This window comes from Mucilaginibacter sp. P25, assembly GCF_050859465.1.
GTDB lineage: Bacteria > Bacteroidota > Bacteroidia > Sphingobacteriales > Sphingobacteriaceae > Mucilaginibacter > Mucilaginibacter gossypii.
In genome coordinates, this window is the sequence record NZ_CP193937.1 from 4042885 (window position 1) to 4068926 (window position 26042).

Annotated in this window: 23 protein-coding genes; 10 read left to right on the forward strand and 13 right to left on the reverse strand. The window is 43.7% G+C overall.

Translation table 11 applies throughout. The features are described 5' to 3' along the window. The first annotated feature begins 2 nt into the window (after positions 1-2). The gene (locus ACRQ5D_RS20405) at positions 3-1517 is read left to right on the forward strand and encodes a RagB/SusD family nutrient uptake outer membrane protein (RefSeq protein ID WP_091168240.1); all 1515 of its coding nucleotides are present in this window, start codon (positions 3-5) and stop codon (positions 1515-1517) included. Positions 1518-1610: 93 nt separating this feature from the next. Further along, a complete protein-coding gene (locus ACRQ5D_RS20410; RefSeq protein ID WP_431200285.1) occupies positions 1611-3410 on the forward strand; it encodes an alkaline phosphatase in 1800 nt (599 codons plus the stop codon). Positions 3411-3502: 92 nt separating this feature from the next. On the opposite strand, the gene ACRQ5D_RS20415 is transcribed toward ACRQ5D_RS20410, so the two are convergent. Genes ACRQ5D_RS20415 through ACRQ5D_RS20425 form a run of 3 tightly spaced genes read right to left on the reverse strand, consistent with a single transcriptional unit; the run spans position 3503 to position 7408 of the window. Continuing rightward, positions 3503-4234 (reverse strand): MIP/aquaporin family protein, encoded by a 732-nt coding sequence (locus tag ACRQ5D_RS20415; RefSeq protein ID WP_091168235.1) that lies wholly within the window; start codon positions 4232-4234, stop codon positions 3503-3505. A gap of 24 nt (positions 4235-4258) precedes the next feature. Further along, positions 4259-5773 carry a glycerol kinase GlpK gene (gene glpK / locus ACRQ5D_RS20420; RefSeq protein WP_091168233.1) on the reverse strand — a complete coding sequence of 505 codons (1515 nt, stop codon included), beginning with the start codon at positions 5771-5773 and terminating at the stop codon, positions 4259-4261. 54 nt (positions 5774-5827) lie between these two features. Next, on the reverse strand, positions 5828-7408 hold the full coding sequence (locus ACRQ5D_RS20425) for a glycerol-3-phosphate dehydrogenase/oxidase (RefSeq protein WP_091168230.1): 1581 nt from the start codon (positions 7406-7408) through the stop codon (positions 5828-5830). A 152-nt stretch (positions 7409-7560) separates the two neighbouring features. Here ACRQ5D_RS20425 and ACRQ5D_RS20430 point away from each other — a divergent pair, with 152 nt between their 5' ends. Next, positions 7561-7827: a DeoR family transcriptional regulator gene (locus tag ACRQ5D_RS20430; RefSeq protein WP_431200287.1), complete on the forward strand. Its 267-nt coding sequence runs from the start codon at positions 7561-7563 to the stop codon at positions 7825-7827. Between the two features lie 26 nt (positions 7828-7853). Next, a complete protein-coding gene (locus ACRQ5D_RS20435) occupies positions 7854-8324 on the forward strand; it encodes a DeoR/GlpR family DNA-binding transcription regulator (protein ID WP_431200828.1) in 471 nt (156 codons plus the stop codon). Positions 8325-8507: 183 nt separating this feature from the next. Here ACRQ5D_RS20435 and ACRQ5D_RS20440 read toward each other — a convergent pair whose 3' ends face one another. Continuing rightward, complete coding sequence (locus ACRQ5D_RS20440) at positions 8508-9536, reverse strand: LacI family DNA-binding transcriptional regulator (protein ID WP_091168222.1); 1029 nt, start codon at positions 9534-9536, stop codon at positions 8508-8510. A 257-nt stretch (positions 9537-9793) separates the two neighbouring features. On the opposite strand from ACRQ5D_RS20440, the gene ACRQ5D_RS20445 reads away from it, so the two are divergent. The 6 genes from ACRQ5D_RS20445 to ACRQ5D_RS20470 all read left to right on the forward strand — a co-directional run bounded on the left by ACRQ5D_RS20445 (position 9794) and on the right by ACRQ5D_RS20470 (position 18241). Next, complete coding sequence (locus ACRQ5D_RS20445; RefSeq protein ID WP_091168218.1) at positions 9794-10414, forward strand: RNA polymerase sigma factor; 621 nt, start codon at positions 9794-9796, stop codon at positions 10412-10414. 78 nt (positions 10415-10492) lie between these two features. Next, positions 10493-11527, forward strand: a complete 1035-nt coding sequence (locus ACRQ5D_RS20450) for a FecR family protein (protein WP_091168214.1) — start codon at positions 10493-10495, stop codon at positions 11525-11527. A gap of 11 nt (positions 11528-11538) precedes the next feature. Continuing rightward, positions 11539-12270 carry a carboxypeptidase-like regulatory domain-containing protein gene (locus tag ACRQ5D_RS20455; RefSeq protein ID WP_431200288.1) on the forward strand — a complete coding sequence of 244 codons (732 nt, stop codon included), beginning with the start codon at positions 11539-11541 and terminating at the stop codon, positions 12268-12270. Continuing rightward, positions 12267-14987: a SusC/RagA family TonB-linked outer membrane protein gene (locus ACRQ5D_RS20460; protein ID WP_431200289.1), complete on the forward strand. Its 2721-nt coding sequence runs from the start codon at positions 12267-12269 to the stop codon at positions 14985-14987. The genes ACRQ5D_RS20455 and ACRQ5D_RS20460 overlap by 4 nt, the downstream gene beginning before the upstream one ends. 18 nt (positions 14988-15005) lie before the next feature. Continuing rightward, complete coding sequence (locus tag ACRQ5D_RS20465) at positions 15006-16538, forward strand: SusD/RagB family nutrient-binding outer membrane lipoprotein (RefSeq protein ID WP_431200290.1); 1533 nt, start codon at positions 15006-15008, stop codon at positions 16536-16538. 101 nt (positions 16539-16639) lie between these two features. Next, complete coding sequence (locus ACRQ5D_RS20470; RefSeq protein ID WP_432326415.1) at positions 16640-18241, forward strand: alpha-L-fucosidase; 1602 nt, start codon at positions 16640-16642, stop codon at positions 18239-18241. 373 nt (positions 18242-18614) lie between these two features. On the opposite strand, the gene ACRQ5D_RS20475 is transcribed toward ACRQ5D_RS20470, so the two are convergent. From ACRQ5D_RS20475 to ACRQ5D_RS20515, 9 genes are all read right to left on the reverse strand, one after another. Then, positions 18615-19859 carry a hypothetical protein gene (locus ACRQ5D_RS20475; RefSeq protein WP_431200292.1) on the reverse strand — a complete coding sequence of 415 codons (1245 nt, stop codon included), beginning with the start codon at positions 19857-19859 and terminating at the stop codon, positions 18615-18617. Positions 19860-19891: 32 nt separating this feature from the next. Continuing rightward, positions 19892-20581: a hypothetical protein gene (locus tag ACRQ5D_RS20480; RefSeq protein ID WP_432326417.1), complete on the reverse strand. Its 690-nt coding sequence runs from the start codon at positions 20579-20581 to the stop codon at positions 19892-19894. Positions 20582-20610: 29 nt separating this feature from the next. Further along, positions 20611-22182, reverse strand: a complete 1572-nt coding sequence (locus ACRQ5D_RS20485; RefSeq protein ID WP_431200294.1) for an ABC transporter permease — start codon at positions 22180-22182, stop codon at positions 20611-20613. Between the two features lie 91 nt (positions 22183-22273). After that, positions 22274-22963: an ATP-binding cassette domain-containing protein gene (locus ACRQ5D_RS20490; RefSeq protein ID WP_432326419.1), complete on the reverse strand. Its 690-nt coding sequence runs from the start codon at positions 22961-22963 to the stop codon at positions 22274-22276. Between the two features lie 14 nt (positions 22964-22977). Further along, positions 22978-23160 (reverse strand): ATP-binding cassette domain-containing protein, encoded by a 183-nt coding sequence (locus ACRQ5D_RS20495; RefSeq protein ID WP_431200297.1) that lies wholly within the window; start codon positions 23158-23160, stop codon positions 22978-22980. A gap of 17 nt (positions 23161-23177) precedes the next feature. After that, positions 23178-23915 carry a hypothetical protein gene (locus tag ACRQ5D_RS20500; RefSeq protein WP_091168200.1) on the reverse strand — a complete coding sequence of 246 codons (738 nt, stop codon included), beginning with the start codon at positions 23913-23915 and terminating at the stop codon, positions 23178-23180. Beyond that, positions 23899-24306, reverse strand: coding sequence for a GntR family transcriptional regulator (locus tag ACRQ5D_RS20505; RefSeq protein ID WP_091168198.1), 408 nt, complete (start codon positions 24304-24306; stop codon positions 23899-23901). Before ACRQ5D_RS20505 ends, ACRQ5D_RS20500 begins: the two co-directional genes overlap by 17 nt. 11 nt (positions 24307-24317) lie before the next feature. Then, positions 24318-24953, reverse strand: coding sequence for a hypothetical protein (locus ACRQ5D_RS20510; RefSeq protein ID WP_431200298.1), 636 nt, complete (start codon positions 24951-24953; stop codon positions 24318-24320). A gap of 126 nt (positions 24954-25079) precedes the next feature. Then, positions 25080-25928, reverse strand: a complete 849-nt coding sequence (locus tag ACRQ5D_RS20515) for an ABC transporter ATP-binding protein (protein ID WP_091168190.1) — start codon at positions 25926-25928, stop codon at positions 25080-25082. Positions 25929-26042 lie beyond the last annotated feature (114 nt).

Consider the following 26042-nt stretch of genomic DNA (forward strand, 5'->3'; position numbering starts at 1 on the left):
AGATGAAATTCAAAAATATAATTAGCAAAGGCTTAATGGGTGCAATGGTTATTGCACTGGCCCAAAGCTGTAAAAAAGGCACTTTAGATAATATTAAACCAACCGGTACGCCAACCAGTACAAACTTCTGGAAAACTGCTGCCGATGCCCAGGCAGCGGCCAATGGTTTGTATGAGAAACAAAGTAACAGCGAAGATCTTTACGGTCGCGGTTTCTTTTGGTTCATTAATGCCAGCGATGACATGGTTGTTGGCCGTACATCTGCCGATAGGGAAAATATCAAAAACTTTATCTGTACCGGCAACGAAAGCAGTATTTACGCTCCATGGCAACTGCATTTTGTAGTGATGAAACGTGCTAATGACGTCATCAACAACGTGCCGAACATCAACATGGACGCAGCTACCAAAAACTTTATTTTGGGCCAGGCTTACTTTATTCATGCTGTAATGCACCTGGAAATTGCCGATCTGTACGGATCGGACAAACAAGGTGCTCCTTTGCAAAATCGCGCTAATCCATTAGCGTTCCCGGCGCAATTGCCCTCAGTTAAAGATAACTACGCTTATATCGAGGCTGATTTGAAAAAGGCAGCTTCTTTATTGCCTTATTTCGATAAACTGGCTGCTGCCGATAAAGGCCGCGCTCATAAAACTGCTGCTTATGCTTATTTGGCTAAAACTTACCTGCATGCTAAGGATTACGCTAATGCCGAAAAATATGCCGACTCGGTTATCCTTAGCGGAAAACATGCTTTGCTAAGTAATTATGCGGATGTGTTCAAGATCGCTAATAACTATAGCTCTGAGTATATCTGGTCGGTTGCAAGTAACCTGAATGGTCAGAGCATTTTGCCTGGTGCTATGTTGGAGAACAAAGGCTGGGGTTTATATAACGGCTTCGGTTATTATCAGCCAACCAAAGAATTGGTTGATGAGTTTGAAGCAGGCGATAAAAGGCTTCCGGCTACTATCCTGCAAAAAGGCGATAGCTTCCAGTATTTCGGTCAAACTTATACTTACCCAATTGGTGGTAAAAGCAACAGCTTAACCGGCTACCAGTTTAATAAATATATGGAACCGTTTAGCTATGCAGGTGGTATTCACGTAAGCCCTAACGGCGATGAACCATCTACAGATTTAAACGTGCCATTATTGCGTTATGCCGAGATCTTGCTGATTAAAGCCGAAGCGCAGATCATGCAGGGTAAAAACGGTGATGCCGCGCTTAACCAGGTGCGTGTACGTGCAGGATTGCCCCCGATTACTAATGCCACAATGGCAAACCTCAAACACGAACGCCGCGTTGAATTGGCTGGTGAGTGGAGTGATCGTAACTTTGACCTGGTACGCTGGGGCGATGCACAGGCAATTTACGCAAAACCGTTACACGGTTCGGATGGCTTAGTTGTGTGGAAAGCTCGTAACTTTGACCCGGCGAGGGATAACGTTTGGCCAATTCCGCCAAAAGATATCCAGATAAGCCAGGGCCAGCTGAAACAGAATGCCGGCTGGTAATTGACATATTGAAACTTACAAAACCGGGCACAGCCCGGTTTTGCTATATCTATACCAAATGAAAAAAGTACTACCCTAATTACGCTGGCAGCGTTGCTGGCAAACGCCGGCCTCACGGCCAATGCGCAGGTTAAAAACTACACCGTAGCCGACGCGCACTCCCATAACGATTACAAAAACAACATCCCTTTTTACCGGGCCTATGAAAAAGGTTTCGGTTCTATCGAGGCCGACTGTTATGCAGTTAATGGGCAGCTGATGGTGGCTCATGATAAAAAAGAGATTGACGCTAAACGGTCGTTGAAAATCTTGTACATCGATCCGCTGATTGAAAAATTTAAACGAGATCCGCAGCGCCATTTAAGGCTGCTCATCGAAATTAAGGAAGATCATAAGGCGGTATTGCCCTTGGTGATCAAAGAACTGAAACCGTTAGAACAATATTTTGATTATGAAGGTCACCCGGGGAGGTTATCGATAGTGTTGACAGGAGCAGTGCCCCCTGCGGCAGAGATGACCAATTATCCGGCCTGGATCTCTTTTGATGTTGACCATATGAACGGTTTTACTCCGGCGCAATGGAAAAAGATTGGCATGGTAAGCTTTCCGTTTGGTAAATATATGCACTGGAATGGTAAAGGTGTATTGAATAACGAAGAGATCTCGAGGATAAAAGCAGGGATCGATAGCGTACATAACTCCGGTAAAAAGGTCCGTTTTTGGGAAACTCCTGATACCAAAAGCAGTTGGCTGGCGCTGATCCGTTTAGGTGTTGATGTAATTGGCACCGATAAAATAGAAGAGCTTGGCGATTTTCTGAACAAGAAGCCAGCAAGTGAGTACACCGCGCCACAAGAGTATGGCATTTATAAGCCAACGTATAAATCGGACGGTACGGTTAAGAAAGTAAAAAACATCATTTTGTGTATCGGCGATGGCATGGGCTTATCGCAGATCTATTCAACCTATACCGCCAACCGCGGCCAGTTGAATATTTTCCAGATGCTCAACATTGGCTTTTCAGTAACTAATTCTGCCGATGCTTATATCACTGATTCGGCTGCAGGAGCCACCGCTTTTGCATCAGGCCAAAAAACTAACGACAGGGCAGTAGGTGTTGATCCCTCAGGTAAACCGTTGAAATCATTAGCTGACTACAGCGCGGCAGCAGGTAAAAAGACTGCTGATATTGTTGCCTGCGAGCTTACAGATGCAACTCCGGCTGCGTTCTACGCGCATGATTCGGAGCGAAGCCATTCTACTGCTATCGCTAATCAAATTACGTCATCACCTATTGATATTTTCTTAGGCTCGTCATATAAAGATTTTATCTGGCCGGTTAATGGCGAAAGCCCGGTTGATAAAATGAAGAAGAGGGGATACACGGTGATCCGCAACTTTGATGAGTTTTTGAATAGCTCGGCCCCGAAAATCCTGGGTTTGATGGATGATAGCGTAACCCGCCCGAAAATGGAGGGTAGGGGGAATTATCTGCCGCTGGCATTCAATAAAGTAACCCAAACGTTCAAAAATGCCCCTAATGGTTTCTTTATGATGATTGAGGGTTCGCAGATTGACCATGGCGGTCACGCTAACAACTTAAAACAGGTGATCACCGAAAATAGCGACTTTGACCGTGTTGTTGGCGATGCTCTGAAATTTGCCGACGAAGATGGCGAAACCCTGGTAATTGTAACTGCCGATCATGAAACAGGCGGCTTAACCCTGCTTGACGGCAGTATCAACGATGGTTACGTATGGGGCGATTTTAGCACCAATGATCATACCGGTACCCCGGTTCCGGTATTTAGCTACGGCCCGCATTCGCTGGATTTCAGAGGAGTTTACAGCAATACCGAGATCTTTAACAAGATTAAGTCGTTGTTGCAGTAGTAGCACATTGATAGCTGCCGTAGCTTAACAGAGCTTTTAAAGCCTAACGAAGCCTTTAAAACTTCGTTAGGCTAATGCTGTTTTGATGATATTTATAGCTTAATTGAAAGATACAATACAGCAGCAATGGAAGCCCCAACCAATGGGCCGATAATCGGGATCCATGCATAAGCCCAATCGCTCGTTCCTTTGCCTTTTATCGGTAATAGCATATGCATAAAGCGCGGCCCAAGATCACGGGCCGGGTTGATAGCATAGCCGGTAGTGCCTCCTAATGACAAACCGATTACCCAAACCAGTAATGCTACCGGGATAGCGCCTACTGAGCCCAGGCCAATAGGGGTTTTAGCGGGCGTGATTTCGGCACCGGCTATGTAGAAAATGGTGAAGAGCAATACAAAAGCACCAATTATTTCGCTGGCAATGTTTGATATGTAATTACGTACGGCTGGCCCGGTGCAAAATACGGCCAAAATAGAAGCCGGATCATTTGTGCGTTTAAAATGATCGTAATACATGATCCAAACTAAAAATGCACCGATACAAGCGCCCGCAAACTGTGCGATAATGTAGGGCACAACGTTTGCCCAGGCAAACTTACCCGCAATGGCGAGGGCTATGGTTACAGCAGGGTTAAGGTGCGCGCCGCTATACGGACCGGCAACAACTACCCCTACAAAAACGGCTAATCCCCAGGCAGTGGTAATTACTATCCATCCGCTGTTATTTCCCTTGGTATCTTTTAAAACTACGTTGGCCACTACACCATCACCCAACAATATCAGGAGCATGGTGCCTATCAGCTCGGCTACAAATGGAGACATGTTAAAATATTTAAAAGATGGATATTAAATAACTGTTACAGGATGCCCGGAATTTGACCAGCATTGAGCCGTGCTTACCGCACGTTTCCAACCCGCAATGCCCGATTTGACTTCATCAAGATCGTCAGCCGGAGTAAATTCCGCTTCGGCGGCCCACAAGTGCTGAATTTCGGCTATATCTTTCCAATATCCTACAGCCAGTCCGGCCATATAGGCTACACCAAGTGCTGTAGTTTCGGTAACCTCGGGCCGGATCACTTTACAGTTTAATACGTCTGATTGAAACTGCATCAGCAGGTTATTGGCTGTTGCGCCGCCATCTACACGTAGTTCTTTTATCTCCATGCCTGCATCAGCTTCCATCGCTTTAAGCACATCCATGGTTTGGTAGGCTATTGATGATAATGCGGCCCTTGAAATGTGGGCTGCTGTAGCACCCCTGGTTAAACCAACTATAGCCCCCCGAACTTCCGGGTCCCAGTAGGGAGCGCCCAAACCTGCAAACGCGGGTACAAAGTAAACGCCCGCGGTATCTTTTACTGAGGTAGCCAGCTTTTCAACATCTGCCGACGTTTTGATAATGCCCAGCCCATCGCGCAGCCACTGAACAACTGCGCCTCCTATAAAAATGCTGCCCTCAAAGGCGTAGGTGATCTCGCCGTTTATTTTCCAGGCGATGGTGGTAAGCAGGTTGTTTTTTGATTTGATAAACTCGTGCCCGATATTCATCAGCATAAAACAGCCGGTGCCATAAGTATTTTTAACCATGGCTTTATCAATACACATTTGCCCGAATAAAGCCGCATGCTGATCTCCTGCTATGCCTGCTATCGGGATCCGTTGCGCAAACAGATTATTGGCGGTTTGTCCGTACAGCTCGCTTGACTGTTTTACTTCGGGCAAGATACTTTTTGGGATGTTGAACAGTTGTAACAACTCCTCGTCCCACTGTTGGGTGCGGATATTGAACAGCATGGTACGGCCGGCATTGGTTACATCGGTGGCGTGTACTTCGCTGCGGGTTAACTGCCAGATGAGCCAGCTGTCAACCGTTCCAAAGGCCAGTTCGCCGGCTTCTGCCTGCGCTCTTGCACCTTCCACATTATCCAGGATCCATTTAACTTTTGAGCCGGAAAAATAAGCATCGATTACCAGGCCGGTTTTATCGCGGATCATTTCGCTATGACCGTTTTGTTTTAGCTCATCGCAAAAGGCAGCAGTGCGCCTGTCCTGCCAAACAATGGCATTGTGGATGGGGTCGCCGGTTTTGCGGTTCCATACTATGGTGGTTTCGCGTTGGTTAGTTATGCCTATAGCTTTGATATTGCCGCCACCCAGGCCTGCTTTCGCGATGGCCTCCACGGCTACTGCTATCTGCCCAGCCCAAATCTCGTTAGGGTCATGCTCAACCCAGCCGGGTTTGGGAAAATACTGCTTAAATTCTTTTTGTGCCGAAGCAATAATTTTGCCTGCATGATCAAAAATTATGGCCCGTGAGCTGGTAGTACCCTGGTCGAGCGCTAAAATGTATTCCTGCATAATTTGGTTTGGTTTACCTTGGTTTATTTGTTGAATATCACATTAAATTTTATTTTAATGTGGTGTTAGTATATAATTTTTTGCTGTTTCGTTAAATGCTTTAACCTGTGCCGTCTCCCATTCAGCATCTTTCCCCAATTCGCCGGCCATGAGGTGTGCTACTTCGGGAGCCATTTCAATAGCTAAACGGGCATCTAAAAAAAGCACACGGGTACGGCGGGCCAGTATATCTTCAACGGTGCGCGCCATTTCATTTCTTACCGACCAGATCACTTCGCCCTTAGTGTAGCTACATTCGGCATGAACAAGGTTTTTCCAGTTCGGATTCTCTTTGTACAAAGCCAAAACGTTTTCAATATCGGCACCATAAACAAACATTGGGTTTGTGCGGTCGGGATTGGGGCGACTGCCATGGATAGATAAGGAGGCAGTTTTACACGGTATATTATTTAGTCCGCCAACCTCAATTGTTTTATCAACAATATCTTCTGCCATTTTGCGGTAGGTAGTCCACTTACCGCCGGTTATAGTAATTAAACCTGATGCGGAAACAATCAGTTTATGGCTCCGCGAAATTTCTTTTGTTTTTGAGGCTCCATCCTGTGGGGCGGCAAGTGGCCTTAAGCCTGCAAAAACGCTTAGTACATCTGCACGGGTTGGGGCTTTGGTGAGGTATTTACCGGCTGTTCTTAATATAAAGTCTACTTCTTCATCCAGCGCTACCGGCTCCAGGCTGTGCGAGTTAATAGGGGTATCCGTAGTGCCAATCAATAGTTTCTCGTGCCACGGGACAGCGAAAAGCACACGTCCGTCTTCTGTTTTGGGAATCATTAGGGCATCTTCTGCCGGTAAAAATGAACGGTCGAGTACAAGGTGCACACCCTGGCTTGGCCTAACCATCGGTTTTTTCTCCGGCGTATCCATTTTTAGTACGTCATCAACAAATACGCCGGTAGCATTGATCACCGTTTTGGCTTTTAATTGATACCCGGCGCCAGTCTCTGTATCAGTGGCTTTTACGCCTATGATTTTATTAGTAGTATCTTTGATTAATCCGGTTACTTTAAAGTAATTGAGCAGGGTTGCGCTCTGTTCAATGGCGGTTTGCGCCAGGTTAATTGCCAGCCGAGAATCGTCAAATTGCCCGTCATGATAAATAACGCCTCCGTGAAGTCCTTTTTCCTGTATGCCGGGCAAACGTTTAATGGTGTCTTTTTTTGAAATATGCTTTGCTCTGCCAAAGCTTAGTTTACCGGCGAGCAAATCATAAAGGCTGAGGCCGATAGTATAAAAAACACCGTCCCACCAGGAGTAATTGGGGATAATGAAACTTTCGTTTTTTACAAGATGTGGAGCGTTGTTCAATAATAGTCCCCGTTCGCGCAAGGCTTCACGTACCAGGCCTATATCGCCTTGTGCTAAATAGCGTACGCCGCCATGAACCAGTTTAGTAGCACGACTCGAGGTTCCTTTGGCAAAATCGGCCTGTTCAAGTAATAATATAGAGAAGCCACGCGAAGCTGCATCTACAGCCGCGCCAAGTCCGGTAGCCCCACCTCCTATAATAATCAGGTCCCAGATCTTTTCGGTATCATTAAGATGGTTGAGATTGGCCTCTCTGGTAAATGAGTTCATTTTATTTCGATATTTATTCAAATATATAAAATCGAAATAAAATAAAACTAAACGAAATTGAAAATAATTTTATTTGGTTACATTTGACTAACACGGAGCACAGTGAGCTTTGCAAAACATTACAGTCAATTTTTCTGTTTAATTTAGCGATTATGAGTAAAAACACAGACCGGCATAAGTTTATCCTGCAAAAAGTTGATACCGACGGCTTTGTGAATGTACAGGATCTGAGTACCCAGTTAAGTGTTTCGGAAGTTACTATCCGAAAGGACCTGAAACTTTTGGAAGATAAAAACCTGCTTTTCAGAACGCATGGTGGTGCAAGTAAAACAAACCCTTATGCTAATGACAGGCCGGTGGCCGAGAAGGAGAAACTGAACGGCCCCGAAAAAGAAAAATTGCCGCAGAAGCAGCGATAAGGATAGATACCAATGATTCAGTTATCATAGCCTCCGGTACTACAATGCTTGCCCTTGCCCGTGCCATGCAGCCCAATAAGCATCTTACGGTAGTCACCGCAGCTTTGCCGGTAGCGCTTGAACTTTTGCAGCATCCGCAGGTTGATATTGTTCAATTGGGCGGGCAAATGCGAAACACCTCCTCATCGGTAACCGGTAATTATGCCGAACTGATGCTGGATGATATGTTATGTGGCGTATTGTTTTTAGGAGTAGATGGTATCGATCCTGACATAGGATTGACTACCACAAATTTATCCGAAGCCAGGCTCAATCAAAAAATGATCAATGCTGCTCAAACTACCATTGTGTTGGCCGATAGCACCAAATTTGGTAAGCGGGGCCTGGCCAAAATCTGTGCGCTTGATCAAATCAATGAAATTATTACTGATAGCGGTATAAGCCCGGCAATGCTCAATATGCTGGAAGAAAAGGGGGTGAAGGTAACGGTTGTATAAATGGTTAAGCTTTGTCTTTGTGTTGGAAAGGATATCATTGCGAGCGCAGCAATCTTGTAGCCAATGCATATCCGATTTGAGTAGCTACGAGATTGCCACGTCGCCCCAGATGCTTTTGCCCGCGCCGCTCCTCGCAATGACATGGGGTTTAAACATCAACATTTTAAGTTGTTCTTCATCTTCTCAATACCTCACCGACGACGACCGCACAATCAATTGCGTTTCCACCTTTTCGGTAGTAAACTCTTCAACCGGCCATTTGCTTTCTATGGTTTTAATAAGCATCTCCGTAGCCATTTGTCCAATCTGAAAGGCAGGCTGACGTACAACAGTTAATGGTGGGTCGAACAGGTCAACAACATCCGAATTGGTAAAGCCTGCTATCGCGATATCTCCCGGAACTTTTAAGCCCCATTTTTTTAATATCGATATACTGCTGATGGTGAGCCTGTCGCTGCCACTAAAAATAGCCTCCGGCTTATCGTCCAATGCCAGCAATTCTTTCAGCACGAGCTCCACTTCATCGTGGATCATGCCGCCATGGTTGCAATGTTTAAGGTATTCGGGCCTAAACTCGATACCGTGTTTATCAAGTGCAGCGTTATAGCCTTCAAAGCGCTCATGGCTTATAAGCAGATTATTTGAATTGGTGAGGTGTGCTATTTTGCTAAAACCCGAATTGATCAAAGCTTCGGTGCCGTTAAATGATCCCTGAAAATTATTGGCTATCACTTTGTGAGTGTTCAGGTCAGGCGCCGCCCTGTCAAAAAATACAATAGGAAAACCCTTATCCAGCAGGTATTTATATTGGGAAGTATCAGTTGTTTGGGCTGATAGTGACACCAGCAATCCATCCACATGCCTTGAGAGCAGGTGTTTTACATTGGCACTTTCCCTGTCAAATGACTCATGCGTTTGGGTAATGATAACATGGTATCCACGGTTATAAGCAATAGATTCGATGCCATTAATAGCCTGCGAAAAATAATCATTTGCCACCTCGCAAACCACCACGCCTATGGAGTGGCTTTTTTGCTCTTTAAGGCTTAAAGCGATAGGGTTGGGCCGATAGTTAATTTTTTCAGCGTACTCAAGGACAAGCTTTTTGGTTTCGGTACCTATTTCGTAGCTTCCGTTCAGCGCCCTTGATACCGTTGATGTTGACACACCCAAAGCCTTGGCAATATCCTTAATAGTAACTGATTCAAACATAATTTAGCGTGGCAATCGGTTTTTAAATATCAGGCAATATTGATATGGGCTAAGTTATTTTAAAAATTGAAATATTTGAGTGTTTACCATTGTCAAAAGGGTGTGACTTTTTGGCGATAACTTCTTCAATTCCGGCAAAAGCAATTTTATATCAATTTAATTGTATTATTGATTTTTAATTAGGTGTAAATTTATTGTTATAATTATTACATTGTACCTGATTTCAATTGTAAAACGTTTTATCCCCTGGTTAAGCTATGTCTCACGAACAAATTGTTCATGACGATCATAATACTGCTGTCTGGCTTGCTTTTAAAGAAGGCAATTGGGATGCCTACACGCAACTGTATAACCAGTATTTTAAAATCCTCAATAATTACGGGCACAAATTTACCAGGGACGTTAACGTAATTGAAGATGCCATACATGATCTTTTTATCAGGCTTTGGACAAACAGGGCCGGGCTTGGCAATCCAGCTTCAGTAAAAAACTACCTATTCAAATCATTGCGCAGTATTATTTTCCGCAAGCTGCAATCAAAATCGCGCTTTGTTGACCTTGAAGATGAAGCTGAACATAACTTTCCCTTTGAAATTTCATTCGACCAGCAGCTCATGGCCGATGAGGAAGAACAGGAATTGCAGAAGAAAATTAAATTTCATGTAAAAGCTTTGCCGGCACGGCAGCAGGAAATTATATACCTGCGTTTTTATGAGGGTTTAGGTTATGATGAAATTGCCGATATTATGGAAATAAACATTAGTTCGGCCTATAAACTGATCTATAAAGCTTTTGATAACCTTCAGGATGTGCTAAAAACTTCAAAATTGGCTATTGTTTTAGCCTTGTATTCGTGCTTCTGCATAAACAATTATTAAAAAATAATTTTTTTTCAGTTTGTAGGGATAATTGGGGCAGGGTGCTGTCTATAAGGAGTAAATAACACCTTATAAACAATGCAGATAGCCAAATACAGTAATTATACCCTGCCGGATTTTTTAGAGGACGATGATTTTCTCCGTTTTGTGATTAACCCCTCACATAACGACACTGTTTTTTGGCAGCAAGTTGCAGCAGAATATCCGCAGCAGAAAGAAATAATAGCCGAAGCTTCAAAAATTATTAAAGCATACCGTAAACAGGATGTTTTTACCAATGAGGCTAATCAATCAAAAGTTTGGCTCAGGATTGAATCAACACTGCAAATAGACCAGGCTAAGCCAAAGATATTCACACTAAGCAGGTTCCTCCGTATCGCTGCAATGTTATTGCTGGTGTCGTCTATCGGCATTTCCTTATGGCTCGTCAAAGGCAGACAAAACGAAATTGATACCACTTTTGGTGAGCTGCGCACTGTTACATTACCCGATGGCTCAACCGTGGTGCTTAATGGTAATTCAAAGTTAACTTACTCCGGTAACTGGGATGAAAAATCGAGGGAGGTTTGGATAAGTGGAGAGGGGCTATTCAATGTAAAACATATCAATAAAGATCCCCGCAATATCAAACCTACTGAAAGATTTATAGTGCATTGCTCTGATATGGATATTGAGGTGTTGGGTACAACTTTTAATGTAAGAAGCAGGCACAATAAAACTAATGTAGGATTAGTACAGGGAAAGATCAGGCTTGACTATGTTGATGCAGCATCCGGAAAACTATCGCTTATTATGAAACCGGGCGATTATGTACAACATGCTTATAGAAAAACCCTTACCCGTATGATCCTGCCGGTTCCTGAAAAAATTACCAAATGGACAAAGCACCAGCTTTTATTTAATGATGCCTCCCTTGCGCAGATCAGCGAGATCATGACCGATGATTACGGCTATCATGTAGATTTTTTAAACCCGGATTTAGCCAATCTCAAAATAGAGGGCGAGATCAACGTTCCCAGTGTTGAGGAACTGATTGAAACTATAGCTACCACACTCCCGGTGAAAATTACCCGAACAGACAAAAATATTACTATAACAAAATTAAACCCCTAAACGAATAACTTATGCAAAAACTCGACTCATCCAATTTTTTAAGATGTTGCTGTTTCCTGATGGTTTTGCTCGGCCAGTCGGCGTATGGTTACGCTCAAATGTCATTGACCAATAACAACAGGTTACATGCACGAAACTTTAGTTACCCGATATCGCAGGTTACCGAAAGTAAGGTGCTTTTGAAAGACGCACTTGAAAACCTGAAAAAACAATTCAATGTTCAGATAGCTTACCAGGAAGGTTTGCTTGATAACAAGTTTGTGCCCACCAATTTAACAAGTAATATCAGTCAGTTTACGCTTGACGATAATTTGAAACAATTATTATCGGCCTTCCAGTTAACATATCGCAAGATAAATGATAACCAAATCTCGATTTTTACAGTGAAGGACCTTACCCTGAACAACGTATCTGTTGCAGCAGTTACATTAACAGGTAAGGTAGTGGATGCAGGCGATGGTCAGCCGGTTGTTGGCGCATCGGTTTATTTAAAAATAGATAACAAGGTAGGCGCAATTACAGATGTTACGGGTAGTTTCAAACTGGTGGTGCCTGATAAATATGCGGGCAAGCCTTTAACCCTGGTGGTTGCCTATGTAGGATATAACCAGGAAGAAGTGCCTGTAAGCGATCCGGTGTCGCCTTTGCAAATTAAACTGGTGCAAAATAACAAAGCTCTTAATGAGGTTGTGGTTACTGCCCTTGGTATCAGCAAGCAAAAAAATCATTGGGCTATTCGGTGACTGAGGTTAAGGGTACCGAATTTACTCAGGCCCGTGAAAATAACGTAGCCAACGCGCTTACCGGTAAAGTAGCCGGTGTTAACGCGGCGGGCTTATCAACCGGTCCGGGTGGTTCAAGCCGCGTGGTGATCAGGGGTAACGGTGGCCTTGCAGGTGATAACCAGCCGTTATATGTGGTGAACGGTATGCCGATTGATAACAGCGTACCCGGTGGCCCTGCTACGGTTAATGGTATTACCAACAATGTTGACCGCGGCGATGGTATAGCTGCAATAAATCCCGACGATATTGAGTCGATAAGTGTACTTAAAGGCGGTACGGCTGCGGCGCTTTATGGCTCGCGTGCAGCAAATGGCGTTATTTTAATTACAACAAAAAAAGGCCGCATACAAAAAGGTGTGGGCGTAGAATTTAACTCGACGGCCACCTACGATAATGTGGCTGTATTCCCAGATTACCAGTACGAATACGGGCAGGGCGACGGCGGTGTAAAGCCAACTACCCTGGCTGCAGCACAGGCAAGCGGAAGACGCTCGTGGGGTTCAAAAATTGACGGCTCAACCGATTATGTAGCTGTCGACGGGCTTACCCATCCTTATGTTGCACAGAAAAATAACCTTAGAAATTACTATCAAACAGGAAGCACTTATACCAACAGCCTTGCATTTTTAGGTGGTAATGAGGCTTTCACCTACAGATTTTCGGCTGCCGATCTGAATAGTAAAGGTATTTTACCGGGTACAACCTATGATCGTAAAACTTTTAACCTTGCCCTGAACGGTAAACTGAGCGACAAGCTATCTATTGAAGCGTTGGCCCAGTACAACGTTGAAACTGGCCATAATCGTACCGGCGCAGGCGATGCATTGGGTAACCCCAACTGGACACCGCTTGAGGTTGCCAATACCGTTGATGTACGCTGGCTTAAGCCGGGTTACGATGCTTTGGGCAACGAGCAGATCTGGAATGACGCATCCATTGCGTCAAACGGATATTTTGTGATTAATAAATACAAGGAAGATGATGTGAAGAACCGTTTTATTGGCCAGGGGTCGGTTATTTACTCTCCCGTAAAAAACCTTACTTTCAAAGCCACCATCAGCCGCGACTTTTTTAACTATAATTATACCAACATATTGCCAACAGGTACATTATATATCCCTAATGGCCAGTACGCCGGTATCAAATCAGATGTATCTGAAACTAATGAATTAGCGACCGTTAGTTATAAAACAAAGATCATCAGTGATTTAAATGTAAATGTTCTGGGTGGCGTAAACAGCCGTAAATACACAACCAATCAGCTAACGCTTAATGGTTCGCAATTTACCATTCCATATTTTTACAGCTTCACCAATCTTGCGGTTTCATCAACTACACCATATAATGCCAAAATTGTAACCAATTCGGTTTTTGGTTCGGCCGATTTTGATTACAAGAGTTTGTTCTTCTTATCATTCACAGGGAGGAAGGATTGGTTTTCAACACTGAGCCCGAAAAGCAACAGCATATTTTATCCAAGCGTAGGCGGCAGTTTTATCCTGTCTGACGCGGTTAAACTCCCTGAGTTTTTTAACCTTGCTAAACTGCGCGGTTCATGGGCGCAGGTAGGTGGCGGCGCTCCCGATCCATATGTTATCAACCTTACTTACAGTAACGTACCAAGCGCGGGGCAGCCACTGCAAAATGTAACCAGCAATAACATTACTAATAGCAATCTTAAACCATACACGTCAACAACGTTTGAAGGCGGCTTTGAGTTGCAGATGCTTAAGAGCCGTTTAGGTTTGGACGTTACCTTGTATGATCGTAAAACTACTAATGATATCGTAAATACAGCTATTTCTTCAACATCGGGCTACAATAACGTAATCCTGAACGTTGGCGAGGTAAGTAATAGAGGTATTGAGGTATTATTGAACGGTACACCTGTAAAAACAAGCAGCTTTACCTGGACTACAAGCTATAACGTAGCCTATAATGATAACAAAGTAGTTAAACTGGCGCCAGGCCTTAATACTATTCAGCTGGCTACTTCGGTAGGCAACTGGGGTATTTTAGATAATATTGAAGGTAAATCCTTTGGTATGATCGTGGGTACCCGTATGCAAAAGGATGCTAATGGTAATGTAGTGTTTAACGCTACCACGGGCTTACCGGTACAAACCCCACTACAGCAATTGGGTAAAAGCGTTGCCCCGCTTACCATGGGTTTAACCAACGAATTCAGGTATAAACGGTTCTCGTTAAACTTCCTGGTTGATGGCAAATTTGGTAACAAGGTGTTTTCGGTTATGGAGGTTTACGCCACCCGTTTGGGCTTGATGAAATCAACGTTGCCGGGTCGCGAAAACGGCTTAGTATTGAACGGTGTTGATCAAACCGGCGCGCCTTATACCCGTACGGTGCCGGTGAGCGGGTTAAGATCATACTATGATAATTATAAAACGTATTCCGACTTGTTTTTACACGATGGCAGCTTTGTTAAACTTCGCCAGGTTATCCTGTCATACGCGCTTCCAACAAGTCTTTTAAACAAAGTTAAGATCCAGTCGGCCAGCATCTCCTTTGTGGCCCGAAACCTTTGGACTATTTATAAGCAAACAGACAATTTTGATCCGGAGCAAAGTTTTACCAACAGTAATGCACAGGGCTTCGAGTCTATCGGTTTACCACGTACCCGCTCACTTGGTGTAAACCTGGCTGTTAAGTTTTAATACTTTAAATTGAAAACGATGAAAAGACATTTAACCAAATATATTTATTGTTCCCTGGTAATTCTCGGCATTATCACCACGCAATCGTGTACCAAAAATTTTGATACGCTTAATGTTAACCCGGATGCCTCATCAAAGGCGGTACCACAATACATTTTTACCAAAGCCCAGTATGATGGCACGGCCCGCATGCTTGATTTGTTGCTGGGTACTATGCAGTACACTACCAGCTTTAATGATGTGGCCGGCTTCGGTTCAAAATATGTGTTGAGCCAGAGCCCGCAGTCGGCAGCAGCTTTCACTAATGCTTACCCAAATGAAATCAACGAATTAGTTGAGGTTTTAAAGGCCATTGGCACCGATGCTTCGCTCGTAAACCTGCAGGCCGAAGCGAGGATCTGGAAAGTATATTGCTTTAGCAGACTTACCGACTTGTATGGTGATATCCCATATTCGCAAGCTGCACAGGGTTATAACCAGGCTATATATAAGCCTGCTTACGATGCACAAAAAGACATCTATGCCGATTTATTGAAAGAGCTTGACCAGGCAGCCCAAAGCCTTGATGCAACCAAAGCAACCTTTGGTTCGGCTGATTTAATTTACGGTGGCAATACCGTAAAATGGAAAAAGTTTGCCTATTCACTCATGCTCAGGTGTGCCATGCGCATGACCAAAGTTGATATTGCCCAGGCTCAAAGCTGGGCCACAAAAGCAATAGCCGGCGGCGTTATTACGGATGATGCAGATGTGGCCAAAGTAGTGTATGTGGGCGCAGGTCAGGATATCAACAAAAACCCTTTGGCGCTTGACCTTTATAATAATGACTACATAGCAGGTAACGGCAGCACTAACACTGAAGGCGGTAAATACCAGGATGTGTTTATTAATTATCTGAAAGCCAATAAGGACCCGCGTTTGGCTGTGGTATCTGTAGTATGGAACGGTGGTGTGGCTGATACAACCTCGGCTATTCAAAAAGGTATGTCATCAGGATTGAATGCCAAACCTGCGGATTTTGTGACCTATTCGGAACCAAATCCTAAAACCCTATTGCTGCTAAATTCTCCGCGATTGGTTTTTACAGCTGCCGAAAGCTACTTCCTGTTATCTGAAGCTGCGGCAAGGGGATGGTATACAACCGCTACCGCCGAGTCATTATACCAAAATGGTATTGCTGCTTCTATGCGCCAATGGAGCATCATTGCAGGCAGCGCAGGTACTATAACAACTACCCAGATCAACTCATACATCAATGCGCACCCGTTCAATACAGCTGGCACGCTTGATCAAAAAATGGAGCAGATCTATACCCAGTTTTGGGTTGGTATATTTCCTGATGCGCAGGAGGTTTTTGCAAGCTACAGGCGTACGGGCTACCCCGCACTTGTACCTAATAATTACGTTGGCAATGCTACAGGCGGTAAAATATTCAGGCGGATGTTGTATCCAGTTGGCGAGCAAAACCTTAACGCGGCATCATACGCTGCTGCCCTTGCACGGCAAGGTTCGGATGATTTTTTAACCAGGATATGGTGGGATAAACAATAGTGTTTAAGTTTGATTAATTGATGTTGTATCGGGGAGGGCGTGGGGCCTTCCCTGATTTTTTTAAACGGCTTTTTGATGTATAAGAAATACCTTTTTTTCTCTTGGTACTGTGTGGAATCCAAACTGCGTCAGCACAAAATGATCTGGTTAAAGATGATAACGCCAGTAATTATAACCTGAACAAGCCCGAACGCGAGCTATGGCTTAAAAATACAGGGTTGGGTTTGTTTATACATTTTAGTATGGATAGCCAGCTGGGTGTGGTGATCAGTCACTCGCTGGTTGGGGCAAGTGACGATTACGTAAACCGTTATTTTAATGAGCTGCCCAAAACTTTTGATCCCTCGAAGTTCGATCCGCACCAGATAGCAACGCTGGCAAAACTGGCGGGCATGAAATACATCGTATTCACCACCAAGCATCACTCGGGTTTTTGTATGTGGGATACCAAAACCACTGGGTTTAACATAACCCATACACCATACAAAAAAGACCTGTTAAAGGAATTTGTGAATGCCACTCGCGAGGCGGGATTGCAGGTAGGATTTTATTTTTCGCCCGAGGATTTTAACTTTGTCCGTGACCATCATATCCCTATTAGTCGTACCGATGTTAAGATGGATGCACAAACCCGCCATGAATATGACGAATACACCCGGAAGCAATGCGAAGAGCTGATGACCAATTACGGTAAAATAGATGTACTTTTTATTGACGGCGATCCGAAAGAAGTGGTAAAGCAAACCTGTTGGAAATTGCAGCCCGATTTGCTGATAACCCGAGGGGCCATTAAAACGCCTGAGCAGATCATGCCCGGCGCTATGATCAACGAACCATGGTTGTCATGCATCACTATGGGCACGGCCTGGGGATATCAGCCAACTAATGAACGGTATAAATCGGGCAATCAACTGATAGGATTGCTGATTGAGGCAAGGGCCAAAGGTGGATCGCTGTTGCTAAACGTTGGCCCGAAGCCAGATGGCGCTTTGCCCATTGAGCAGGAAGAGCGGCTAAGGGAAATGTCGGCATGGTATTTTGTTAACCGTGAATGTATTGATAGCGTGCGAAGCTGGGTGATTAGCAAGGAGGGCGACACCTGGTTTACCGCTAAAAACGGGCATACACTTTACGCTATTGTTACAAACGCTGCCGGCTGGAAGGAGGGGGCCCGCAAAATTTTTCTGATCCGTTCGGCCATCGCCACTATTAAAACTCAGGTTAGTGTATTAGGGCAAAATAGTAAGGTGATTGAATATAAAACCGATGATGTAAGCTGCAGGTATAAGCAAACCGATAGGGGGCTTGAAGTATCTGTTGTAAAGGCTCAGCGTATTTATGATGATCACCGCTGGCCTAATCCTGTAGTGATTAAACTGGAAAATGTTGCCCCTGTTTTTAAAGAAGCCGCCATTGTTGAAACAGGAGCAAGTTCAAAAACAAAGGCCGGTGCAGTTTTAAAAGGTAAAATTCTGAATTACAAAAGTATTTCGGCAAAAAGGGCGAGGTTTGATTATCGCCCTTACCATGGGCAGGTAGAAACTTTATATGCAGGTAAGTGGACAGCCGGCACCTGGGTAAATATTAAGACTGATGGCACATTTGAAGCAATACTCCCACTAAAAGCCGATTACGAATACAAGGCCGTAGTTGAACAGGCTAATGTTGAAATAGAAGGGGAGAACAAATTATTTAAGCAGTAATATTTGGTGAGATGCTGTTTGAAAATGGAAGAAAGAATTTTTGTAGAGACGCATAATTGCGTCTTCCGAAGGACAAGGCGATTTCAAAAGCGTCTCAACTGCGGTAAATTGCAAGCGTGAGACGCAATTATGCGTCTCTACATTCAAAAACTATCGTTTATAGGTAGATAAAACTTCATTGCCGTTGGTTTTAACCAACGGAATAATGAGTAGTGATAAGAGGGCTTCAGCCCAAACCCGCGTGTATAATTGGGCTAAAGCCAGAACTTTTTTGTCTTTTACCGTTGGTTAAAACCAACGGCAATTAATGTTTTTTAACAGCTTTCAAGATCATGAAAAACGGGGTTATGTTTTGCGTAACCCCGTTTTAGTTTTAAAGGTCTTTAATATTATCGTTAGGATTTCTGTCAATGAGTTTACTGAAGGGATCAATTCCTACAGAGGCAGGCTTACCCTTAACAATAACACTAAATTGCTGTAACCCGTGTTTAAGCTTATACTTTTTAAGGTATAAGGTGTTACTCACCATGCGGTTACCGGCACCTTGAACCTGCTTGCCGAAGATTCCGATATCAATATAATCGTTCATGTTTATGGCCGGGATATCGTTGTTTTTGGCGTCTTTCCAAACTTTATCAATATCAAGCTTCAACGTAACTTTATATTCATTTTTATTACCTGTGGATTGACTGCTTGCTTCAACCACCCTGTTATCATATAGTGTGATCTTTTGCCAGGTATCGGTAAGGTAGTACTGCAGCGAATCGGGTACATGCTTTTGGAGACATTGGTAAAGGTTATTGGCACCGGCAAACGGGCCATCTTTTTTAAAAGTATAGGTCTTTTTAAATTCGCGCAGGGCTACGTTCAGGCTGTCTTCACCAATCAGGTCGCGCAGGCCATACAGTGCCACGCTTGCCTTGCCTCCCCATAAAAACCAATTGTTGGCTTTTATTAAAGGATGTTCGTTTTCATTAAGGTGCCTCCTGATAAAAAGGTAATACCATAACTGATCTAAAACAATATAGCGCATGTTATCCTTGCCATATTTATGTTCTGACATTACCAGCTGATCGTAGTTTGAAAGGCCTTCGGGGATCACCAGGCTGCCAACAGTGCTGTTTGGTGCTGTTTGAAAACGCCACCATTGTTGTGATAACAGTCTGGTTGTATTGGCGTAACAATAATCAAAACTGTTAGGATCCCTGAAATCGGCATTCCATCCAAAGTATTCTGCGTAAGTGTCCAGCGTTGTCATGGAGGCATCCTGCGGACCGTAAACAGACGTCTCCACCAGTCGGATATCATTAAACGGATAGGCACCATAAACCTTGCTGTAATAAGTTAAGCCATCTTTATAAGCCGCAATATACCTGTCGATATTGGTGCTGTGTTCAGGATTATAATATACCTCGATATTTATGGTATGGTCCAGTTGAACGGTCGCTTTTTTTACGGCGAGTCTCTCTGATATAATGCCCAACGGCATGTACATACCCGGTTTATCCTGCACATAGTGAAAGTAATTACGACCGTTTTGCTGCCATTGTTTTACGAGCCGGCCGGGTACGATAGCGGTTTGATCGGCCAGGGTGCTAACAGTTACATCCAGTTTCAAAAGGTCAGCAGCTCTTCCTGCTTTTAAGGTGCTTATGCCCTCGGGATCATTTTGCTGCGTTTCCTCTTCCTTTTTTCGGGCAAACCTGCTTTTTTGCGTTCGTAAGGGCTGCTTAGCTCATCATCTTCATCATACCCAAGGCCCGGCAATCCACCGTTAAAAAATGTGCCGTTGTTAATGAGAGCCGCAGCATACATGCCATTGGTAAATCCTTTATGAACTATTTCTGAGTTGATCTCTAACGTTAATGAATCGCCCGGCATTAGCGGTTTTATGAACTTGTATAACCGAAATTCGGCAGTGTCAGTTTTCGGCCTGAACCAGTTGAAAAATCCACGGGGATAAAGAAGCGGGGTAGTAAACGGAACTAATGTGCCATTGGTTTTAAGCGAATAATTGGTGAGCTCATCGCCGTCGAGCAGTATCTGTAATATGGCAGCTTTATTTTTATTGGTGATGGTTACCCATGCGTGTGTGGCTACCTGTTGTTTATCCGGGTAAAGCTCTACCTGCATTTTTATGCTGGTTACTTTAGGCAGGGGAAGGTGCTCATATTTTTTCAAGGTTTTTTCATACATCACTGCCCTGGCTGTGTTTTCGCTTTTGATAAGGTAGCTGTTTAAAAAACTTACGTTATAATAATTCCACCCACCAACAGCTAAAAAAGCTATAGTCACTATTACGGTGATCAAAGCTGTGCTGCTGTTAAAACGCTGGGGCAATAAACGTAATCGCTCTTTAAAAGATGAGGTTACCCCCGGTAATAAAATAATCCCGAAACAATGATCAGCAAACCCGCAAATAGCATCCAGTACAGGTTGAACCAGCTAATGGGCGCTGCCATATGCCCTATGCCGGTCATATCAGATATTCCCGAAGATGGGGTGTACGAGTACAGCAGCAGATTATAATCAAAAGTGCCGGTTTTGCGCAAAAAGAAAACAATCACCCATAAAAACACGCCTATGCCATGGGCTGCAAATTTGTTGTTGATAACAACGTGCACAACATAGCAAAAAACAACCATCTGCAGCAAAGCGGGCAGCAATATGTAGGCTATGTAGAGAAAGTACACTGATAGATTCAATGTGTGATAACCCTTTAATAATTGAACGATAACCCCGGTTAATATGGGTAGGATGGATAAGCCGGTGCCAATAAGCAATAAGGTGATTAGCTTCGATCCGTTCAGGATCCAGTTTGGAGGCGGGAGGGAATCATTGATAAATGCATAGCGGGTAGTCCTGTCGCGGTGCAGGGTTTCGCCGGTATAAAATATCAGGATGAAGAAAATAAAGAATGGAAAAGCTTCATTAAAGATTGCGAGCAAGGTAACCGTACGCGGAAAATCAGGTACGCCATTCCTGTTATCGCCAAGCCAGAATACAAAACCGAGGAATAAGCTGCCAGCGATTAATATGATCCAGAAGTAGTTATCGCGGATAATATTCAGCAATTCAACTTTTACCAGGTTGTATAAGGTATTCCTGTTGTATTTGCCTGTAAAGCTAACAACTGGTTTAATAGTTACCTGGGTTTTAGTTTTTGTGCCTGCCTCGTCAATAGCAGCCTTATCACGCCTGCCGCTAAAGAAACGCTCAAAGCTAAACCTGAAATAAGTGAAAAGCACAATAACTATCCCAATACCGCCCCATAATACACGGTTGAGCATAAACGTACCGGTAACCGGGAATAAGGTAGTATTTTGCTCAATGGTGCTTGAAGAACTGGTTTGCATCCTGATACCGTTAAGCCCAAAGGGATCGCTGAGGTTTATTACCGTGGGGTTGTTAATGTGGTTAAGGAAAAACAACGCGATGAAGTAAAAAAGGAACAGCAGGATACCGCCAAAGTAAATAACCTTTACATTGCGGGTGATGGCTACAAGTCCAAAAAACAATGAAGAGGTGAACAAAACGTTAGGCAGCCCGATTGTGAAAAACGGGTGCAGATAGTAAATGAGGCTATTGGGGCCGTATTGCTTTGCATCCGTCCATCCCATAGCAGGGCCCAGTTTGGTGCCTATGAAGGCGCCAATGATAACCGCTGTTGAGATCAGGACCATGAAAACGAACGAGCCCAGGTAACGGCCCCAGAAATAGCCTGCTTTGGTGATAGGGTAGGTTAGGTAATAATCTTTTGTGTTGTATTCAATGTCGCGGTATAAGGCAGTGCCCATAATTGATGAACTCACAAGCGTCATCATCATGGTGATGCCCGAACACCACAACGCAAGTACATAAGGCGCGTTGATGTGCTCTTTTTCGCCTAATGGTAACGAGCCTGTTGAAAAAGTGAACACTGTAAATATCAGTGCTGCCAAAAAATAAAGGTAAACGGCTGGCCTGCGGACCCGATTCCGGATCTCGAACAGAAATATTTTAAGAAACATAAACTATTGGTTTATAGTAGTTTTAAATAGTATCTACATCTATACGTGTGGCGATGTTGCTGAAGTACACATCTTCCAGGTTTGGCGTGCTGCTGATAAAACCATTGCCGGGGTCGGCTTCGTTTATAATGCGGATATGGAGTTTGCCGGTTTTAAGCTGCGTTGATATCACCTGGTAATCATCTTTGTAAAAGCCCAGTTCTGATTGGGTGATCACCTTGCTGTAAATTTTTCCGTTCAGTTCATTTACCGCGCTTTCCGGGTCACCTGCGTATAAAACCTCGCCCTGGCAAATAATGGCAAAATTGGCGCAAAGCGTACTTACATCCTCAACAATATGGGTCGACAGGATTACGATGGTATTTTCACCCAGACGACTAAGCAAGTTGTAAAAACGGTTTCGCTCAGCCGGGTCAAGGCCCGCTGTGGGTTCGTCAACAATAATAAGTTTAGGGTTACCGATTAATGCCTGTGCTATTCCAAAACGCTGTTTCATACCGCCGGAGTAGGTGCCAAGGTGCTTTTTCCGGTCTTTATAAAGGTTTACGTTTTCCAGTAATTGAAGCACAAGGTCTTTGCGTTCGGCGTTGTTGCCAACCCCTTTGAGCTGGGCAATATGGTCGAGCATTCGTTCGGCCGATATTTTGGGGTAAACACCAAACTCCTGTGGCAGGTACCCGAGTAGCTGCCTTACTTCGGTTTTGTTTTTCAATACATCCAGCTCATCTAAAAAATGCTGCCTTTATCGGCCTCCTGTAGGGTGGCTATGGTACGCATCAGTGATGATTTACCGGCGCCGTTTGGGCCAAGCAGGCCAAACATGCCATTATTCAGGGTCAGCGAAACATCTTTTAAAGCATGTACGCCGTTGGCATAGGTTTTTGATAGCGAGTTGATTACTAATTTCATGATTTGCTAAGTTTTGGTTATTTATTATTACGGATCATCCTTGTATTTCCGTTCAGGATTAGTTTAGCGCTGTCGGCAAGTTTATAGGTTATGTTGCTGAGGCTATCGTCCTTGATCCATAAGCGGCTTTTATTCCGGATATCGAGGTTGGTTTTATTGAATTGGTTGCCTGCTTCAATAGATAGATTTGAAGCACTATTGTTGCTTTTACCGATAATGGCGTTTACTATGTTAAACTTGTTGTTTTTTAGTAAGACGGTGGAGGCATGGTCCTGGATAATATTGAGCTGATCCCCGTTGAAACCACCGATGGTAGTAGCGCGCCATTTGAAGTCTGGTGCGGCAGTGGTATCGACAATTTGAGTGTCGCCTGCTTTATATTTTGCATCGGCATAAAACGCATTTAATTGCGGCATGGATATATACAGAACGTTTGGGGCTTGTACATTATGAAAGTTATCTTTAAACGCGGCACGAATAAAGAGCGAATCGTGCCGTTGTTCAATTTTCATGAACTCCATGGCGTTAGGATCAGCAAGTACTTTGAATGGCCCTTGAACCAGCATAATATTGATAGCCGTTGATGAACCAAGCTCAATAACCTTGAAGTTCCTGAAATTTAGGTTGTTAAAGCCATTATAGGGGTTTTTATACTCACCTTTAAAATATTCTGCTTTTAGCTGAAAGTCATGGATCCCAACCGAAACTATCAGTAACAATACCGCGGTAAGTAAGAATTTATTGCTTGTTTTCATCGTTGCTTGCCTGGTTTAATTCATTATTTTGTTGCGCCTGGAAATGTTGATATTGCAGGCTGATCTCATCTATCGATATACCTAACAGGTACATGTTTTTAAAAAGTTCGGGTAGGTTCTGACGCACAAAGTTTTCTTTGCGATAAGCTTTTACTTTGTCAAAGCCGTCATCAGCCACAAATAAACCGAGGCCGCGTTTGTTATAAATAATTTCGAGCCCCTGCAAAAATTCGTACGATCGCATAACCGTATTTGGGTTTACTTCCAGCTCAATCGCCATATCACGTACTGATGGGATCTTTTGCCCGCCGGGCCATTTGCCCATCAGGATCTGATCGCTCACAAAAGCTGCTATCTGGAGGTATATCGCTTCGTTATCTTTAAATTCCATTATCGTCTTTTTTAAGCCTGTTTCTCCTTAAACCTAAAATATGCCGCTATCCAGATCAACAGCGATATAATGGGAACCACAATAAAAGCCCAGGCAGATTGCTGCGCATTTAAACCAATGGAGTAAAAGTTCATACCATCCTGGAAATTGAGAAATGAAAAAGGCGTTACCGGTTTGATTGGCCTGCCAACAATAAATCTTACGAACACTGTATTCACAAGGATTAGCAGGGCATAAAAAATAAAGAAACTGAAACCTGTTTTTATAAAGTGTAATTTTTCGAACCGGATTGCTCCATATATCGTGACGGCATGCAGCAAGGAAAACAATATCATCACCAGTACAAATTTATCCTGAAACAGGGAGAGTATTTCAATTTGATGCCCGGGCCAGGGTTTGAGATTGATCAGGATAAATAATACCAGGTAAAAAACGCCTGTATACACCAAAAGGAATATAACATACGAATAAACCCAGCCGACCATAAACTTCTCGAGTTGTGATGCAGGCAGGGTTAACATTGGAACTGCCCGGCGCTTATCGCCCAGATCAGTAAAAACAGTGCTTGTAAATAATGGCCCAGCGATAATCATGAGTACCCCGAACATAGCCATCTGAAAGCCGGCATCTACCGGGCCCGGGATCATATAAAACACAAACGAACCGCCAAGTAAAAATCCCCCGCCAAAACCGCTGCCGACATCAAATAGGCGCGGTAATGCTCAACAGTGTGCTTCATAAACAACAGGCCAAAGCGCTTTAAACTGAAGTGATTATTCATGATTTGTGCTTGGTTTTAGTGCGTTTAGTAATTTGCTGCTATTGGTTGTTGCTGCGTTAAATAATAACTCAAGGTCCATTTTTCCGTACTTGCCGGTGGTGTTTTGTACAATAGCGTATTTGCCCACGAGGGTTTCTTCTTCGTACAGCACATTCATCCCGGTAAGTTCTTTAAAAATACCGAAGAACAGCTTTTCAGTAAGCTCATCTATCGAGTTCTCAATTACGATGCGGTGATCGTCCAAAATCAACACGGTATCAATAAGACTGTCCAAATCCCTCACCTGGTGGGTTGAAATAATAATGCAGCGCTCATCATTCAAAACAGATGCTATCAATTTTCTGAACTGAACCTTTGAAGGAATATCAAGCCCGTTGGTGGGTTCATCAAGTATCAGTACACTGGTATTGGTAGCCAGCCCGAAAGCGATGATCATCTTTTTTTGCTGTCCGTATGACATTCTGGTCATTAACAGATCCGGATCAATATCCAATATTTTCAGATAACTGTAAAAGTCGGTAATGCTGAAGGCAGGGTAGAAGCTTGCCGTCCGGGCCAAAAACTGGCCGGGAGTTAGTGCCGGTACGTGAACTTCTTCGGCAATAAAATAAAGGTCTTGTAAAGTGGATACCAGTCGCTTTGAGCTTTTTGTTCCGTTAATAAGGCAGTGCCCCGATTGCGGAAAAGCCAGACCGGCGATATTTTTCAACAGGGTTGATTTCCCTGCACCATTTTTACCCAGCAGCCCATAAATGTGGCCGGCCTTTAACGAAAGGTTCAGATTTTTGAACAACGGCTTCCTGCTGTTATAGCTAAAATTCAAATTACTTATTTGAATCATTTTATAGTGTATTAGTGTTGTAGTACACTGCAAATGTAATTAAACATTTTTAAAATGCAAGCGATATTTTGGTTAAGAAAGATCTTTCTGAAAACCAATCATTCCCTTAGCAGT

Coding starts and splice junctions, on each gene's coding strand:
- ACRQ5D_RS20405 (WP_091168240.1), top strand. CDS start 3: ATGAAATTCAAAAATATAATTAGCAAAGGCTTAATGGGTGCAATGGTT.
- ACRQ5D_RS20415 (WP_091168235.1), bottom strand. CDS start 4,234: ATGTCTCCATTTGTAGCCGAGCTGATAGGCACCATGCTCCTGATATTG.
- glpK (WP_091168233.1), bottom strand. CDS start 5,773: ATGCAGGAATACATTTTAGCGCTCGACCAGGGTACTACCAGCTCACGG.
- ACRQ5D_RS20425 (WP_091168230.1), bottom strand. CDS start 7,408: ATGAACTCATTTACCAGAGAGGCCAATCTCAACCATCTTAATGATACC.
- ACRQ5D_RS20430 (WP_431200287.1), top strand. CDS start 7,561: ATGAGTAAAAACACAGACCGGCATAAGTTTATCCTGCAAAAAGTTGAT.
- ACRQ5D_RS20440 (WP_091168222.1), bottom strand. CDS start 9,536: ATGTTTGAATCAGTTACTATTAAGGATATTGCCAAGGCTTTGGGTGTG.
- ACRQ5D_RS20445 (WP_091168218.1), top strand. CDS start 9,794: ATGTCTCACGAACAAATTGTTCATGACGATCATAATACTGCTGTCTGG.
- ACRQ5D_RS20450 (WP_091168214.1), top strand. CDS start 10,493: ATGCAGATAGCCAAATACAGTAATTATACCCTGCCGGATTTTTTAGAG.
- ACRQ5D_RS20455 (WP_431200288.1), top strand. CDS start 11,539: ATGCAAAAACTCGACTCATCCAATTTTTTAAGATGTTGCTGTTTCCTG.
- ACRQ5D_RS20465 (WP_431200290.1), top strand. CDS start 15,006: ATGAAAAGACATTTAACCAAATATATTTATTGTTCCCTGGTAATTCTC.
- ACRQ5D_RS20495 (WP_431200297.1), bottom strand. CDS start 23,160: ATGAAATTAGTAATCAACTCGCTATCAAAAACCTATGCCAACGGCGTA.
- ACRQ5D_RS20500 (WP_091168200.1), bottom strand. CDS start 23,915: ATGAAAACAAGCAATAAATTCTTACTTACCGCGGTATTGTTACTGATA.
- ACRQ5D_RS20505 (WP_091168198.1), bottom strand. CDS start 24,306: ATGGAATTTAAAGATAACGAAGCGATATACCTCCAGATAGCAGCTTTT.
- ACRQ5D_RS20510 (WP_431200298.1), bottom strand. CDS start 24,953: ATGATCCCGGGCCCGGTAGATGCCGGCTTTCAGATGGCTATGTTCGGG.
- ACRQ5D_RS20515 (WP_091168190.1), bottom strand. CDS start 25,928: ATGATTCAAATAAGTAATTTGAATTTTAGCTATAACAGCAGGAAGCCG.